12 protein-coding genes and 1 pseudogene are annotated in these 16320 nt (G+C 45.6%); 10 read left to right on the plus strand and 3 right to left on the minus strand.

Translation table 11 applies throughout. The features are described from left to right. The 3 genes from F0145_RS26745 to F0145_RS25610 all read left to right on the plus strand — a co-directional run. Positions 1–184 (plus strand): hypothetical protein (locus F0145_RS26745; protein WP_223816241.1); only part of this gene is annotated, 184 nt, incomplete at its 5' end. A 350-nt stretch (positions 185–534) separates the two neighbouring features. After that, entirely contained in the window at positions 535–1062 is a 528-nt protein-coding gene (locus tag F0145_RS25605) for a hypothetical protein (RefSeq protein WP_150093471.1), read from the plus strand. 221 nt (positions 1063–1283) lie between these two features. After that, positions 1284–2165 (plus strand): manganese catalase family protein, encoded by an 882-nt coding sequence (locus tag F0145_RS25610; protein WP_150093473.1) that lies wholly within the window; start codon positions 1284–1286, stop codon positions 2163–2165. A gap of 101 nt (positions 2166–2266) precedes the next feature. Here F0145_RS25610 and F0145_RS25615 read toward each other — a convergent pair whose 3' ends face one another. The 3 genes from F0145_RS25615 to F0145_RS25625 are packed head-to-tail and all read right to left on the minus strand — an operon-like array spanning position 2267 to position 8662. Next, entirely contained in the window at positions 2267–3628 is a 1362-nt protein-coding gene (locus F0145_RS25615) for an OmpA family protein (RefSeq protein ID WP_150093475.1), read from the minus strand. 12 nt (positions 3629–3640) lie between these two features. Then, the gene (locus tag F0145_RS25620; protein WP_190277647.1) at positions 3641–4672 is read right to left on the minus strand and encodes a PorP/SprF family type IX secretion system membrane protein; all 1032 of its coding nucleotides are present in this window, start codon (positions 4670–4672) and stop codon (positions 3641–3643) included. A gap of 12 nt (positions 4673–4684) precedes the next feature. After that, positions 4685–8662 (minus strand): PKD domain-containing protein, encoded by a 3978-nt coding sequence (locus F0145_RS25625; RefSeq protein ID WP_150093479.1) that lies wholly within the window; start codon positions 8660–8662, stop codon positions 4685–4687. 425 nt (positions 8663–9087) lie between these two features. On the opposite strand from F0145_RS25625, the gene F0145_RS25630 reads away from it, so the two are divergent. The 7 genes and pseudogenes from F0145_RS25630 to F0145_RS25660 form a co-directional block, all read left to right on the plus strand. After that, the gene (locus tag F0145_RS25630; RefSeq protein WP_223816242.1) at positions 9088–9822 is read left to right on the plus strand and encodes a hypothetical protein; all 735 of its coding nucleotides are present in this window, start codon (positions 9088–9090) and stop codon (positions 9820–9822) included. 168 nt (positions 9823–9990) lie between these two features. Further along, positions 9991–10860, plus strand: a complete 870-nt coding sequence (locus tag F0145_RS25635) for an NIPSNAP family protein (protein WP_150093483.1) — start codon at positions 9991–9993, stop codon at positions 10858–10860. A 289-nt stretch (positions 10861–11149) separates the two neighbouring features. Continuing rightward, entirely contained in the window at positions 11150–12022 is an 873-nt protein-coding gene (locus F0145_RS25640) for an EboA domain-containing protein (protein ID WP_150093486.1), read from the plus strand. 62 nt (positions 12023–12084) lie between these two features. Beyond that, a complete protein-coding gene (locus F0145_RS25645; RefSeq protein WP_150093487.1) occupies positions 12085–13005 on the plus strand; it encodes a TatD family hydrolase in 921 nt (306 codons plus the stop codon). A gap of 139 nt (positions 13006–13144) precedes the next feature. Then, complete coding sequence (gene eboC / locus F0145_RS25650) at positions 13145–14056, plus strand: UbiA-like protein EboC (RefSeq protein WP_150093489.1); 912 nt, start codon at positions 13145–13147, stop codon at positions 14054–14056. 151 nt (positions 14057–14207) lie between these two features. Then, a complete protein-coding gene (locus F0145_RS25655) occupies positions 14208–15398 on the plus strand; it encodes a 3-dehydroquinate synthase (protein ID WP_150093491.1) in 1191 nt (396 codons plus the stop codon). A gap of 496 nt (positions 15399–15894) precedes the next feature. Continuing rightward, positions 15895–16320: pseudogene (locus F0145_RS25660) on the plus strand (hypothetical protein); the annotation flags it as partial.

A 16320-nucleotide genomic window follows, 5' to 3' on the forward strand; every position in this document is an offset into this window, starting at 1 on the left:
TTTCTATTATCTTTTCTACTACTTGCTTGACCCGTCGCTCTATCCGAATGTTGCTAAATATTGCATCTGCCATTTACCCCCAACAGCTCCCCGCTCCATTTTGTGTCCTAATCGTAGCCCTAAATTAGGGAAGGAGTTCAGCCGAACTGTATTGTTGCGGATTTGCTTTGTTGGTGAGGTTTAATGTTTAAATCTAATAATTATTAAGGCTTAGAAAAGCAGTAACTACTGGCATCTGACATCAGTTTGGGCGATGAGGGCCTTCTAAGGTTGTGGTGCGTAGCATTCCGAGGTACGAGGAAAACAAGCTTAGACAGCCCGAGTGACCAAACGGGGCCTCGCGGCCGGGAGCAAACTTAGGCTTTCAAATACAATTAGCACCTCAGCATTGAAAGATGCAATCTTTCAAAAGATAAACAAACAATCAGGCTAGCTATGGAATATCGTTAAGGCACATTGGCATTAATTGAAGCATTGCCCTGAAACCACTTTTCAAAGCAACGTATAAGGGGAAGAAAAAGAAGGGGTTGGCTTATGAGGAAAGCATTGAAAATTATTGCCGTAATTATAGTTCTTTTAATATTAGCCGGTGGGGCCGCCTGGCTGTTTATACCACGGGAAAAAATAATTGCTTACGTAACGCCAGAAGTTAAATATGTTACGGTTACCAATGCGGTTATTAACGATTCTACGGCTATCATGGATGTAGAACTAAACGTTACTTCTCGATTATTACCGGTTTTTGTTGATAGTCTGGCTTACGATTTTCGGTTGTATAACCAGAGCGTAGCAAAAGGTAGTCAGAAATTCACGCCTATCTCTAAAACGGGCAACTTACAACGCCTAATAATTCCGGTAACCGTTGAGCACGGCAAAGCCCGGGAGTTGGTAAAGCGCCAGGTAGCCGAAGGCGAAAAGTTGGAAGCCCGCGTGGAAGCTTATTGCCGTTTCCCGCTTGTTGGCATTCGCCGGATTAATATTAACCGTAAAGTGGACATGACCATACCGGTGTTGCCAGGGGCAGATATTATTTCGGGAATATCTTTACAAACTGCCGATTAAAACCAAGTTTACTTTCAGGCATTTTAGTCTAAAAGCGGCGCACCAACCCAACTGGTTTTACGCCTATGCCTTAATGTAAAAAATACGTAATCTAAGCTAGGTAAATACTTAAATTCAAGTCTGTAAATAAAACATCACTTTTAAAGGCCAACATACGCCTGCTAACAGCAGTAATACAGTACTTATTTATTTTATGTTAAACCCAAAAAGTACTATTTACTATGTTTTATCACGATAAACGATTGCAGTACAAAGTTAGAGTAGATAAGCCAAATCCTGCTTTTGCCCGCATGTTGCAACAAGCCATTGGCGGGGTAGAAGGCGAAATAAGAGTTTGTTTACAATATTTATTTCAGGCGTGGGGTAGCCGCGGCCCGGTAAAATACCGCGACATGCTCCTGGAAACCGGCACCGAAGAAATGGCCCACATCGAAATGCTGGCTACTGCGGTTGCCCTAAATTTAGAAGGTGCCCCGGCCAGTTTAAAAGACGAATTTGCTAAAGATAAAATGGTGGGGGCTATTTTGGGTGGCATGGACCCCCGCCATATATTATCATCCGGGCAATCGGCTATGGCCGTAGATGCTAACGGTGTGCCCTTTAATGGCTCCTGGATAGTTGGTACCGGTAATATTGCCGCTAACATGATGGCCAACGTTCATGCCGAAGCATCTGGCCGCGTACTGGCTACCCGCTTATGGGAAATGACCGATGACCCCGGTATGAAAGATTTCCTGGCATTTTTAATTGCCCGCGATACCATGCACCAAAACCAATGGCTGGCTGTTTTAGAAGAACTGGGTGGTTTCTCCGGACAACTGCCCATTCCAAATAGCTTCCCGCAAAGCGAAGAAGTTCAAGGCTTTAATTATTCTTTTGTATCGACTAATATTTCCGGCGATTCGCAAGCCATGGGCCGCTGGAGCGAAGGCCCATCCATTGACGGCAAAGGCGAATTTAAGTTTGTAAAAGCCGAACCGCTGGGTGGCGAACCGCAATTAGGGCCGCCAGATCCGCGCGGTCACGCGCAAAAAGAAGAAATGACCGGCAATACGGGTGGTATAAGCGGCCTGGTTGATAAAGTAAAAGACGCGTTAGACTAACTATTTATTTTTATACAAGCCTCTTAGCTTAACGTAATTTGCGCAAAGCATAAGTACACTAAGCTAAGAGGCTTCTTTTTTGAAAAATTTAGTTTGAATATTTATTCTATCTGGATTTCTACCCGCCGGTTCTTAGCCCTATTCCGGGCCGATTGGTTTGGAACTACTGGCTGACTGCTGCCAAAACCTTGAATCCGGATGGATGCTGCCGGCAAACCTTGTAACACTAAATATGCGGCCACTGCCTTAGCTCTTTTCTCCGATAATATTTTATTTGTGGGCTCAGTACCGGTATCATCCGCATGCCCTTGAATTACTAAAGTTTTTTCGCTGCTCGCAAGTTGTTCTTTTAAGGTTTGTAAAGTGGTTTCGGCTTGCGGGTTTAATTGAACAGAATTTACTTCAAAAAATACCAATACCGGTAAATTTAATTCAGTTCTATCGGATTCTATTACCAGTTGTGTGTTTGGTAATGGCTCTGCTTTAGCGGGCAACGCAGCCGTAATATTTTCGGAAGCCGGCGCAATTTCTTCCAGCCGGATAAAATAAATATCAGTGTTTTCTTCCTCGTTTTCCCGTGTAAAATAGGCCATACCGTTGTTTGTATCAAGGGTAAAGTAGCCATCAAAGCCAGCCGTATTTACCGCAGCACCCAAATTTACCGGTTCCGACCAATTTAGCCAGGTATTATCCAGCCGCCGGCTCACCAAAATATCGGCATCGCCAAAGCCGCCGTGGCCATTGCTGGTAAAATAAAGGGTGCGGCCATCGGGGGCCAGAACCGGCGCAATCTCAAACCCGGTCGTATTTATATTATTCAGGCGTTTGGGCACCGACCATTCCTTTTCTCCCACCCGCCGGCAAATAAATATATCTTCCAGGTAAGTAGTATCGGTCTGCACCGATAAAAACAGAATGCTATCGGTGGCCTGGTAACAATTTAAAAAACCGGTTTCGGGCGTAAAATTCTGGATGGTAACAGCCTGGGGTTTAGCCCAACCCGTGCTGGTTTTGTCAGCATACGATAAACCTGGTGCCATGCGGTTGCGGGGCAAATACACATTATTTAACCAAACTTGTTGACCGTCGGGGCTAAGGCTGTTAATGGCATTATTGTAAATATTATTTAGGGGCGCTCCTGAATTTAAAGGCGGTTGCCATTCGTTATCTTCAATATTTTTTTGGCTGTACCAAATATCCTGTCCGGCGTTTGCGCCGCCTATATTTTCGGGGTGTCCGGTCCGGACGAAGTAAAGCGTTTTTCCATCTGGCGCTACTACTGGCATCAACTCATCAAACTCCGAATTAATATTGGTAACCGGTAAAGCTTTACGTTCCTGGGCCTGGGCAATTTCAGAAAAGCTTAGCAGCAACAAACCGAGAATATAAATAATATATTGCTTATTCGTGGTAATCATCCCGTGCATGCCAAACCCCAATATTGCTTTTGCTGCATCTAACAACTTTACCCTAAACTACCAGCGGTAAAACATCGGCGATTTAATCCGGTAAGTATTGCCCATTACAAAACCTAACATAATTTCGTGGCTCCCGTGGGTATAATTATTTAAGTTAGAGGTAGCCATTTCGTAGGCGTAGCCAACATTTAAAATTGTATTTAAATTAAAGCCGGCCAAAGCCGCAATGGCGTTCTGGTGCCGGTACGATACACCACCCCAAAACCGGCGCAGGTACGATGCTTTCAGGTTCAGGTCTACGGAAACCGGGCTGGGCTGCACGTATTTCACCAGCACCGAAGGCATTAACGCTAGTTCACGGCCCAACCGGATTTCGTAGCCGCCCGTTAAAAAATAATGATTCGAAAACCGTTGCTGTACGCCTTCGTTTCTGCCGCTTAGGTCCAGTGCATTCTGAAACAGTTGGGCTACCGAAGCGCCTACAAAAAAATGACTGCCGTACAGGGTAGATCCCAGGCTAATCTCGGGCAACAAACGGGCATTCTCGTATTGGCTTACTACCGGGTCGATATTCGGGCCAAAATCTAGTTCCGAAATATTCAGGCTGTAGCGGGTAAGGCCGGCGGTAATGCCCGTCGATAATTTCATCCGGCGGTTCATAACCGGCAAATGGTACGCGTAAGTTACTCCGGCAGTCAACCTTTTATTAGGCCCCATATTATCCGAAATAATCATGCCGCCCACGCCCATGTGGGGTTTCAGGAATTTAAAATCGTTTTCTTCTTTGTAACGGAGCTTATTAATAATATTGCTTTTGCCTCGCGCCGGTAACGAAACAATAGAGCTACTGCGATCTTCTTTGTGTAAAGGCCCGTGCACCGAAATATAAACAGAAGAAGGTGCGCCCGCTAAACCCGACCACTGATTGCGGTAACTTACCCGTAAATCGGTATAATTTTCGATGCCTGCTAAAGCCGGATTTACCAAATAGCCGTTGAGCATATATTGGTTGTACTGCGGTTTTTGCTGTGCCCAACTTACTTGTATAAATATTAAAGAAAATAAAATTAGTACGTAAAGCTTTTTCACATCCAATCCTCCTTATTTAACTATTGAAACATTGCCCACAACCGGTTTATGGCCATTATTGGGGTTGATAATATAATAATAGGTAGCCATGGGTAAAGATTTGCCGTTGCGCATGCCATCCCAGGATTTATTATAGCTGCCTTCATACACCTGGCTGCCCCACCTATCAAATACCTGAATAGTGGCACGCTGGTATTCTTCTATCCCGCCAATTACCCAGGTATCGTTGGTGCCATCGTCGTTCGGCGAAAAAGCATTGGGTACTTTTAACTTAGGCAATACGGTTATTTTCATTTCATCGAAACTGGTACAACCCGCATCGGTAGTAGCGGTTAAGCGGTAAACGGTAGTTTCGAGTGGGGTTACCACGGCATTGCCCGCAGTAGCATTAGCCAGACCAGTAGCCGGTAACCAAAGCAAATTACCCTGGCCGGTGCCCTTCATGGTATAAGGCTGACCTTCAATAATTTCCACATCCGGCCCCGCCGCTACTGTTGGAATAGAATTAAATTTAACCTGCACATCATCGGTTACATCGGCACAAGGCGCATTGCTTACTGTCCAGCGCAGGGTATATAATTCATCTAGTCGGCCGGAAAAAGTAGTATTGGTTTGGCCCGCATTATTAATATTGCCGCCGGTACCGCTCACGATGCTCCAGCGGCCGGTGCCCACTTGGGGTACGGTGGCCGCTAAGGCAGTACTGGTTACGCCGCATAAATTCACCTGGTCAGGTCCGGCAACGGCCTGCGGTTTTACGGCTATGGTCAGAGTTTTAGAAATTACCTCCTGGCAACCGGCAGCGGTAATAACCGTCAGTTTTACGGTATAAGTACCCGCTGTATTATAACTATGGCTAGGATTCTGCTGGCTGGCGGTAGCGCCATCGCCGAACTCCCAGCGCCAGGTATTAATGCTGCCACTGCTAACCGTAGAAGCATCGGTAAAAGCAATCGCATCTTTCTCACACAAATTGCCGGTGTTAAATGCGGCTACTGGTTTCGGGCTCACTACAATTTGCCGGGTAATCTGGTCGCTGCAATTATTAGCGCCGGCTACGGTTAATTTTATGTTGTAAGTACCTGGGGTGCTGTAAACGTAACTGGGTTGCCGGCCGGTAGCAGTATTGCCATCGCCAAAATCCCAGGTATAAGCAGTAATGCTGCCGCCAGCGTTGGTCGAAGCCTCGGTTAGTACTACTGATTCGCCGACGCAAATATTAGTAGTCGTAAAGGCAGCCGTGGGGCTCGCAAATATGTTAATATTTTTACTGATAACTTCCTGGCACGAAATACCGCTTGCCACCGCTAATTTAACGGTGTAAGAACCCGGGCGGGCGTATACGTGCGTCGGGTTTTGTTCAGTAGACGTAGCGCCATCGCCAAAATCCCATTGCCAGCGCAATATTTTACCAAACGGAATGGTAGAAGTATCGGTAAATTTAACGCCGTCTTTCTGGCAATAATTCTGCGAAGTAAAATCGGGTTTGGGCGTAGCCGAATTAATACTAAAATCGGAGGTAAGACTCTCCTGGCAACCATTAGCAGAAGTAACTACGAGCTTAACTTTGTACAAACCGGCAGCAGTATATTTGTGGGTTGGGTTTTGGCTTGTAGAAGTGCCGCCATCCCCAAAATCCCATTGGTAAGTCATGTTGCCGCCCCCCGGTACCGCAGAAGTATTCGTAAAAGTAGCTACATCGTTTACACAAATTTCTGGCAGTGCAAAAGCAACTTTAGGTTTCGGGAAAATAGTAATAACCCTGGAAAGCGTATCGGTACAGGTTTGATTAGAGGTTACGGTTAAGCGTACGCGGTACCGGCCGGCTTGCTGGTAAGTATGCATTGGGTTTTGGTCTGCGGAGGTATTGCCATCGCCAAAATTCCATTGCCAGCCCACAATATTCCCTTCCGGAATGGTGCTGGCCTCGGTAAAAGTAGCTTCCGAACCCTCGCACACCGAGGTTAAGCTAAATATAGCTTTGGGTTTTGGATAAATAATTATTTTTTGGGAAGTAGTATCGGTACAGCCGCCGTTGTTGGTAATGAGTAATTTTACCCGGTATTCGCCCGGCGCCGAAAATATATGCCGCGGATTTTTAACAGTTGCGGTATTGCTGGCTCCCGAAGCCGGATCGCCGAAATTCCAGCTCCAGCTTTTTAAAGAATTGCCGGTTTTAGGTTCAGAGGTATCGGTAAAAACTGTTGGATCGAGGTAGCAAGGCGTAGTAAAGGTAAAAGCTGCTACGGGGTTGGGGTTTACGGTAAAATCGTAGGTAATTTCGTCCTGCGAATCGCAATCAATATTATTGGAGCGGGTTACGAATAATTTCATTTTGTATTTACCCGCAGTTGGGTAAATATGATCCGGCGATTTAATGGCAAAGGCATTCTCTGAGATTTGCTCAATCTTGTTTAAATCGGTTTCTTCGTAAATGGGCGTACCATCGCCAAAATCCCACATTATTTTAATAGGCCGGTAAGGAAAATTGCCGGTAAAGTTCAGCGCTACACCAGCACAGCCAGATTCTACGCCGGTGGTTGTGTTTGGTACAATGCGCTTGGTTAGGTCTATTACGTTAGCGCCGGCCGAGTACGCGTAAGATTCAACGGGGCCAAAGCCGTACGCCACGGCATTAAAGCCGGCATCGGCTACCAGGTTATGGGTAGGCTGACTTTGCGACGATACGGTTACATTCTCCTGCAGAAAAGAATAATCTGAATTAGGAATAGGCACAAAAGAGCCGGTCGGACTTTTGCCGTCTATCCGGAAAGAACCTACCTCGTCCGTTTTCATCACCACATTAATATAATGTTCAGTAATACGGGTTGGCGGGTTGGTTTGGTCCTGCAGAGCCGAGTAAAGCGTAGTGTTGGTAACGGTTTGTTCTACCGGGTTTAATATAACCATATCCGGATCGCCGGGGTTAATGGGGTTGTTAATATCGGGGCCGTTACGGGGGTCGCAGGTTTGTGCCACCTGGTACTGCGCTACCGCAATACCTTTATCGGCGTTAATAATATTACCCCCGGTGCTCTGAAACTCAATAACCGAACCTTTGCGGTAAGGGTTACGGAGCGTTACCCCATTCACACTGCTGGTAGATCCGTTTACGCGCACGGTGGTATTATCTTCGCCTACTAATATCCGGTAAACTTCAAAATAACGGTTATAGAGCGGAGCAGTAACAAAATTTTGCCCCCAGGAACTTAGAGGATATAACTGCTGGTACAGGTTATCGCCCCCACTGGCCCCCACGCAGCCAAAAGCCGTCCAGGTACTGCCCGAGAAAACGGCTACTTTCTTACAGGTAATATTTTCGGGTACGTTGGTGGTAATATGGCTTCCGGTTAAATCAATGGTAGATTGCACCTGGTAAACTTCGCCGGTATTTAAGGTAACTTTAAAAGGCGTGTTTGCCGGACGGTTATTGCGGGTTTTCTGGGTAGGCGTAATCTGAATGGTGGTATTATCTTCGGTAGCAACAATGGTAAATTCCGAAAACCGATTGGGATCGTTGAGGAGCGGCAATGATTGCTCAAAATTAAGGGTGTAATATTCGCGGCCCAGTGTATTGGTGGGCAACACAATAGTAGCCGCCGAGCGGGCCATCCGGAAAATATGAGAATATACCACTATGTCTTTTTCGGCGGTAACCCGAATGCCCTTTTTCTCTACTACTTCTGAGGTACCCACATACGCCCGGTTACCATCTATGGGAACAACCGTAACGGTATTTGCTGCAACGTTTACCCGCTGCGAGGCGCCGCCCCCAATAACTATGGTAGCAGTAGTTGCTTCCTCGGCAGTCAGGTACAGGAACATCCGCGACAATACATTATCGATATGCCCCGTGTATGCTACCCAAAAATCGGTTCCTTTACTGGAAGAATTCTGCGCATGCAGCGGCGTAGCATTAAAAAGCGAAAAGCAAATAAAGGCACATAAAAAAATTGGTAACTTAAAGAAATGAGGTAAATATTTAAACATAGTACAATTATATCACTAAAATAACCCGCTCCCCTAGCCTCTTAACCATACCAAGGTAATTATTTTGTAGGTAAAATTAAATTTTTATGTAAAACACTCGTCTTTTTTTAGTTAAAAAATTCCTAAAATTAATATCATATTAATATTTAGAAGATTATTCAGCTAAGTACTATAAGCTACAAAGCTTAATTGCAAAATATTACCGGTTATATATTTTAAAAGTGTACCAGTTAAACCTACCCTCTTAAGCTGCTAATTATGGTAATTAACTATTTAAATACCTGCTTTTATTAAATATTACCTAAGTTGCAATTACCCGTATAAAGGCAGATTAATAAAAAGACTTCATTATTTAAGAAGATAAAATTACAAACTTTTTCAATATATAATAATTAATATATATTATTTAAAATATTATTGCACCCTTGACTATACTCGAAGATTTTTTTGCCAAAGCTATTCCCAGTAAGGCCGAAATATTACTTTTAAGCCCTTTCATTTTTATTTATGTGTTGCTGGTAGCAATTCTGGTTTGCTACCTGAAAAAATTCCGCAACGTCCGGACGCCTTATACCCGAAAAATATTTCACTTTTTAATATTTACCACCGCCAGTATTTTCCAGTACCGGTTTGGCTTGTCGCTGGTAGTTTTATTTGGCATTATTGTAAGCTTGTTTGTGCTGGCCGCCGTAGTAGCCGGCGAGGGTTTCGTTTTTTACGAAGCTATGGCCCGCCAAACCGATAGTCCGCACCGCACTTTATTTATTCTAATACCCTTATTTACTACTGCTTTAGGCGGCGTGCTTATTAACATATTTTTTCCGGGATTTTCGTTTATTGGGTATTTGGTGGGCGGCTGGGGCGATGCCGTAGGTGAACCGGTAGGTACCCGTTGGGGCAAACACCGGTACGCGGTGCCGTCGTTGCTGGGAGTACCAGCCCAACGAAGTGTGGAGGGCTCGGCGGCAGTAATATTGGTAAGTACCATGGTTGCATTTGCGGGTTTATACCTGGCTGGCTACCCCGTACCCATGGCCTTTGGAACAGCGTTGGCCTGCGGTATTGGTGGTGGTGCTGTAGAAGCTATCAGTAACCACGGCCTCGACAATTTAACCATTCAGGTTGCCGCCGCGGGTATAGCCCACGTTATTTTAACCTGACCCGATTATTTTCCTGATTTAACTTAATTGTACCTGCCTCGTCCGGATAAAGCCAGATTTTATTTATCGGCAAAGCGTATTTTTCTGATAGTTTAAAATTTACATCCTATATTTATTGCCCAACAAGTAAACAATATATCCACCTAACTAAACCAATAACTGCTGTTCATGAAAAATTTTTTCTTTTCTTTTTTATTTTTAAGCTCCCTGCTACTGGGTTGCAAAACAACTTCTAACCCAAGTTCCGGAACCCAAACCAATGCCAACGGAAGCTCAAGTTCAAGTTCTAGTTCTAGTTCTAATGCCAGTTCCGGTCCAGCGGTTGCTGCTTCGGCCAGTCTTCAGCAAAATCCGTTTTACGAAATGCGCATTTACTACGCGGCTCCCGGCAAACTGGACGACTTGAACGCCCGCTTCCGGAATAATACCATGCGCGTTTTTGCGAAACACGGTATGGTAAACGTGGGCTATTGGATGCCCATTGATAATCCGGAAAATAAAATAGTTTATATATTGGCTTACCCCAGCCGCCAGGCCCGCGACGAATCGTGGAAAAATTTTAGCAGCGATCCTGAATGGCAAGCTATTGCTAAAGCCTCGGAAGCCAACGGTCGGTTAGTTAGCAAAGTAGAAACCCACTACCTTGAACTCACCAACTATTCGCCGGCGGTGCAAATCGAAAAGAAAAGTCCGCCCCGCACTTTTGAGCTACGCACTTATACTGCTTCGCCCAACAATATCGAAAACCTGCACGATCGTTTCCGGAACCATACCGTTAAATTATTTGAAAAACACGGCATGACCAATATTGGCTACTGGCGCCCTACCGACCGCGACAAAGAAACCAAAAAAGATATGCTTATTTATTTACTGGCCCACAAAGATAAAGCGGCCGGTGAGGCTTCTTTCGCTGCTTTCCGCGCCGATCCGGTTTGGGTAGAAGCCCGTAAAGCCTCTGAAGTAAAAGGCGGCGGCTCGCTTACCACCAAAGTAGAATCGGTTTTCATGATGCCCACCGATTATTCTCCTATAAAATAACCTATCGGTTTAGCAGCACATTTTATCTGAATAAAACTAAAAACAGTTAAGCCGTAATTAGTTTTTCTGTTTTGATGATTCTCATCATCTTTGGCAATTTTAATATAGCTGCTTTACCAAAGGCAGCTATATTTGTATGCGGGAGATACCAGTTAGCATAAATATATGGGTATAATAAATATATACGTGTGCCGGCCAGCTTTCTGAAAGAGGTTTGCGCTTAAGCAATATTAGCTCGCTTGTTTTTCACCACAAAAAATTATTAACGCTTAATTATTCTTCATAAAAAATGCCGAATGCTGCTCTACATGAATATTTATTAAGAATACTCTTGCCCCAATTGCCGGCTACCGGAACAACCTGGCTACAAAAACAACTGGCCAACCTGAAAACCGAAAAAGAATTTTACCTGGCTTTTAGCGTAGCGCCACGTTTTACCGGCAAAAAACACCTGCCATTTACCGAAGCCGAATTACAGGAAGCCGAAAAACTACGTTCCGGTTTTAACCCGGCCAACTGGACGGCCGATCAGGTAGCCCGAACTTTATTGGTTTTCGCTATTCCGCACGAATCGCCGGAAGCGTATGTAGCTACCCTGGACAGACTTTTTAGTACGGCTGATTTAAACGAATTGGCCACTTTATACGCCAGTTTGCCCCTGCTGCCTTACCCGGAGTACCACGTAAAACGGGCCGCCGAAGGCGTGCGCACCACCATGACGCAGGTGTTTGATGCCATTGCCCTGAACAATCCGTACCCGCACGACTATTTGCCGCAGGAAGCCTGGAACCAGTTGGTACTAAAATCGGTGTTTAATGTGCGGCCTTTGTACCAGATTTATGGCCTGGACAACCGCCGCAATGAGGCGCTGGCCCAAATTGCCATTGATTATGCCCACGAACGCTGGGCTGCCGGCCGCACTCTTACCCCGGAATTGTGGCGCCTGGTTGGTCCGTTTCTGAAGCCGGAAAATTTAAAGGATATTCAACGGTTGTTGCAAACTGCTGAAGAAGTGCAGCCATTGGCGGCGGCTTTGGCCCTAACCGAAAGTAACTTGCCCGAAGCAGAAGAAATATTAGCTCAGCATCCGGCATTAACCGCAAAGATTCAGGCCGAAAACATTACCTGGCAAACTATCGGCGAAAACGCCTATACTGCGTAATACACAAAAGCAGCTATTGCGCCGCATTAATTTTTTAGAATTTATTTAAAAAGTATAAAGCTATGTTATTTATAGATCCGCACGTACACATGACCTCCCGCACCACCGACGATTATGAAGCAATGCGTAATGCCGGTATTGTGGCCATGATTGAACCAGCTTTCTGGATGGGTCAGCCCCGCACCGAAGCCGGCACCTTTAAAGATTATTACAGCCATTTAATTGGTTTCGAGCGCTTCAGGGCCAGCCAGTTTGGTATTAAGCATTATTGCACCATTGGCCTTAACTCTAAAGAAGCTAACAATGAGCCTTTGGCCGAAGAGGTAATTGAATTATTGCCCTTGTTTGTGCTAAAAGAAGGGGTTGTGGGCGTAGGTGAAATTGGCTATGACGACCAAACTCCCGCCGAAGATAAATATTACCGCCTGCAACTGGATTTGGCTAAAGAAGTAAACCTGCCGGTACAAATTCATACACCGCACCGCGACAAACGCAAAGGCACCCTGCGCAGCATGGAAGTAGCTTTGGAACATGGTTTAGAGCCCGGCATGGTAATCGTGGATCACAACAACGAAGAAACGGTGAAAGATGTGCTGGATCGTGGTTTTTGGGCAGCCTTTACCATTTACCCCCACACCAAAATGGGCAACGAGCGCATGACCGAAATTGTGCGCCAGTACGGCCACGAGCGCATTATGATTAACAGTGCCGCCGACTGGGGCATCAGCGATCCGTTGGCGGTGCCCAAAACCGCTCAGTTAATGTTGGAAAGGGGCATTTCGGAAGAATCGGTGCGGATGGTAACTTACCAGAATGCCCTCGCGGCCTTTGGCCAAAGCGGGCAAATGCAGGAAAGCGATTGGCTCGAAGCCAACCCCGTAGATCAGAGCCTTAAATTCTCAGGTAATTCTATCTTGCGCGGCGGCCAAACCCCACGCATCGATACCGGCGAAAACAATAACGATTCCCGCATCATCCGGTAATGCCGCATATGTTCAGAAAGCGTTTACAAGAATAATACTTTATAATTGTAATATTCTTGTAAACACTTCCGGAATAGTGCGGAATATAAGGTAATATTTGCCAAATTTACATGTTCTTATTATTGGCAAATTCCACAACATGAATAGAATTTACGCGCACCTGGTACTTATGCGGCCGGCAAATATTATAACGGCTATTGCAGATATTATGCTGGGTTTTGCGGCCTCCGGTTCCGTTACCCTGCTAATGCAGCAAGGTGCCTTTACGGCAGCTCACCCCCAACTACAACTTTTATACTGGCTTATTGCGGCCACCATTGGTTTATACGGCGGCGGCGTAGTTTTTAACGATGTATTCGATGCCGAACTGGACCGGGTAGAACGGCCCGAACGGCCAATACCCAGCGGCTCGGCCAGCCGGGTAAGTGCCACTGTAGTGGGAGCAGCTTTACTTATTTTGGGGATTGCGGCGGCTTTTCAGGTATCGGTACTGAGTGGGGCGTTGGCGGTATTGGTGGCGGTACTGGCCTTGGTATACGATGCCGTTGGCAAACACCATGCAATATTAGGCCCCATAAATATGGGCGCTTGCCGCGGTGGTAATTTATTGTTAGGTATTAGTGCGGTGCCGGCCGCCGTTTCGGTTTACTGGTATCTGGCCTTAATTCCTATTATTTATATTACCGCTATTACCGTTATTAGCCGGGGCGAAGTACACGGCGGTAACAAAAAAATATTACTGGGAGCATTATTTTTGTATTTTCTGGTGATAGGCAGCATTCTGGGGCTTGCCTGGTTGCCACAATACCAAATATTGTATGCCATGCCGTTTCTACTATTATTTACCTATCTCATATTTCCGCCCCTGCTTAAAGCCATTAACACCCTCGAAGCCCAGCACATCCGGTTTGCCGTTAAGGCCGGGGTAATAGCGCTTATTATGTTAGATGCCGCCATAGCGGCTGGCTTTGCCGGCTGGTTCTACGGATTACTCATTTTGGCTTTATTCCCGGTTTCCAGGTTCCTGGCTAAACAATTTGCCGTTACCTAAATAAATACTTTTTATTAAAATAAAATATTTGCTATAATGGTTATTATTAAGGGATAAATGCACTTATTTTATACCCAGTTTTGTTAACCAAAAAAGGCAGGTTCTGCTTGTCTATTTAAATTTATTCTAGCGCCGATTACTTACAATGCAAATATCCTCCATACATCAGAAATTTCAGGTTCCGTTTTCTTATATTGTTCATTTTACCGAAGGTTTATTTAACCCTACTAATTTATTATTGCGCGACGTTATTGCCCAGGACGGCAGCGAAGGCCAGCGCAAGCTCTTTTTTGTAATTGATAGCGGCGTGCAGGAAGCACACCCCAATCTGCAAACTAGTATTAAAAATTATTTTAACGCCCACGCCGATGTGTTGTTGCTTAACGGCGATTTAACGATAGTACCAGGCGGTGAGCGCTGCAAAAACCAGCCTGAACTGGTGCAACAACTCCTGGAAGCGGTAAACGAATACGGCATCGACCGGCACTCTTATATGTTAGCAATTGGCGGCGGCGCCCTGCTGGACATGGTAGGTTACGTAGCTTCAATTGCGCACCGCGGCATCCGGCACATCCGCATCCCAACCACCGTTTTGTCGCAGAACGATTCGGGTATTGGCGTAAAAAACAGTGTGAATGCATTTGGCAAGAAAAATTTCCTAGGCAATTTTGCCCCACCTTACGCCGTACTCAACGATTTTGATTTTTTAACTACCCTAAATGAACGCGACTGGCGCTCCGGTATTTCCGAAGCCATTAAAGTAAGCTTAATTAAAGACGAAACTTTCTTCCGGTTTATTCAGGAAAATGCCGAAAAACTGGCGCAGCGCGACATGCCGGCCATGCAATATTTAATTTATCGTTGCGCCGAAATGCACCTGCAGCACATTGCCGGCGGCGACCCGTTTGAGCAAGGTTCTTCGCGGCCTTTGGATTTTGGCCATTGGTCGGCGCATAAAATGGAGGCGCTTAGCAATTACGAAATCCGGCACGGCGAAGCTGTTTCCTTGGGCATTGCCTTAGATTCGGTTTACTCGCATTTAACCAACCGGATTTCCGCCGATGAACTGGAGCAAATATTAACCGTCATTCACACGCTGGGCTTCGATTTATACGTACCCGAATTAGATGAGCACCTGGAAGATGCTTCGCACCCGAACAGTTTGCTTCATGGTTTACAGGAATTCCGGGAACATTTGGGCGGGAAATTAACCATTACGTTATTGGACCGCATTGGCAAAGGCGTAGAAGTTAACAGGATGGACAATGAACTAATAATTGCGTCTATACAGTATCTAAAAAAATATTATTACCAATTATCTCCGGTTTCAGAATCAAAATAACTTTACTTGCGGGTTTGGCTCCCGCAAAATAGTTGAAACATAAATCCGCAGGAAACCTGTTATACTAAATAGGTTTTCTGCGGATTTGTGTTTTTAAATAATAGTGGAATTATAGTACATCTCCTTAACGATATTCCTTAAGTAACCTGGTCTTTCTGTTTATCTTTTGAAAGATTGCATCTTTCAATGCCTTAGCGCTGACTAATTTTAGAAGCCTAAGTTTGCTCCCGGCCGCGAGGCCCCGTTTGGTCATTCGGGCTGTCTAAGCTTGTTTTCCTCGTACCTCGGAATGCTACGCACCACAACCTTAGAAGGCCCTCATCGCCCAAACTGCTGTCGTTTGCCAGTAGCTACGGCTTTTCTAAGCCTAAATTATGATTAAATAATGAACCTCCCCAACAAATCAAATCCGCAACAAGACAGATAGGCCGAACTCCTTCCCTAATTTAGGGCTACGATTAGGACACAAAATGGAGCGGGGAGCTGTTGGGGGTAAATGGCAGATGCAATATTTAGCAATATTCGGATAGAGCGACGGGTCAAGCAAGTAGTAGAAAAGATAATAGAAAAGCAAAGTGTGGTGATACATCAGCTAAGTGCGAGCGAAGCCGAGCAGCGGAGTTACTACCGTCTGCTGCATAACCCCCGTTTGCAGACCAGTCAAATCATTTCGTACTTGCAAGCGGACTGTGCGCGGCAAGTGGAGGTGGGCGCCCATTATTTAGTATTTCAGGATACGACGCAGCCTAACTTTGAACGCAACCGGCGCAACATTTCCGACCAGCAGCAGCTCGGGGTGATTGGAGATAAGCAGTCCTTAGGCTTTTTCCTGCATCCTTCGCTGGTGGTGCAAGCGGATACTGGCCGCTGCCTGGGCTACAGCCATGTGCAGGTCTGGAGTAGAGAAGCAATGGCGCCAGAT

The organism is Adhaeribacter rhizoryzae (assembly GCF_008629685.1).
Taxonomy (GTDB): Bacteria; Bacteroidota; Bacteroidia; order Cytophagales; family Hymenobacteraceae; genus Adhaeribacter; species Adhaeribacter rhizoryzae.

Excerpts from the sequence above, each read along its gene's own strand:
- F0145_RS25645 (WP_150093487.1), top strand. The coding sequence starts at position 12,085 with ATGTTATTTATAGATCCGCACGTACACATGACCTCCCGCACCACCGAC.
- F0145_RS25610 (WP_150093473.1), top strand. The coding sequence starts at position 1,284 with ATGTTTTATCACGATAAACGATTGCAGTACAAAGTTAGAGTAGATAAG.
- F0145_RS25640 (WP_150093486.1), top strand. The coding sequence starts at position 11,150 with ATGCCGAATGCTGCTCTACATGAATATTTATTAAGAATACTCTTGCCC.
- F0145_RS25625 (WP_150093479.1), bottom strand. The coding sequence starts at position 8,662 with ATGTTTAAATATTTACCTCATTTCTTTAAGTTACCAATTTTTTTATGT.
- eboC (WP_150093489.1), top strand. The coding sequence starts at position 13,145 with ATGAATAGAATTTACGCGCACCTGGTACTTATGCGGCCGGCAAATATT.
- F0145_RS25635 (WP_150093483.1), top strand. The coding sequence starts at position 9,991 with ATGAAAAATTTTTTCTTTTCTTTTTTATTTTTAAGCTCCCTGCTACTG.
- F0145_RS25605 (WP_150093471.1), top strand. The coding sequence starts at position 535 with ATGAGGAAAGCATTGAAAATTATTGCCGTAATTATAGTTCTTTTAATA.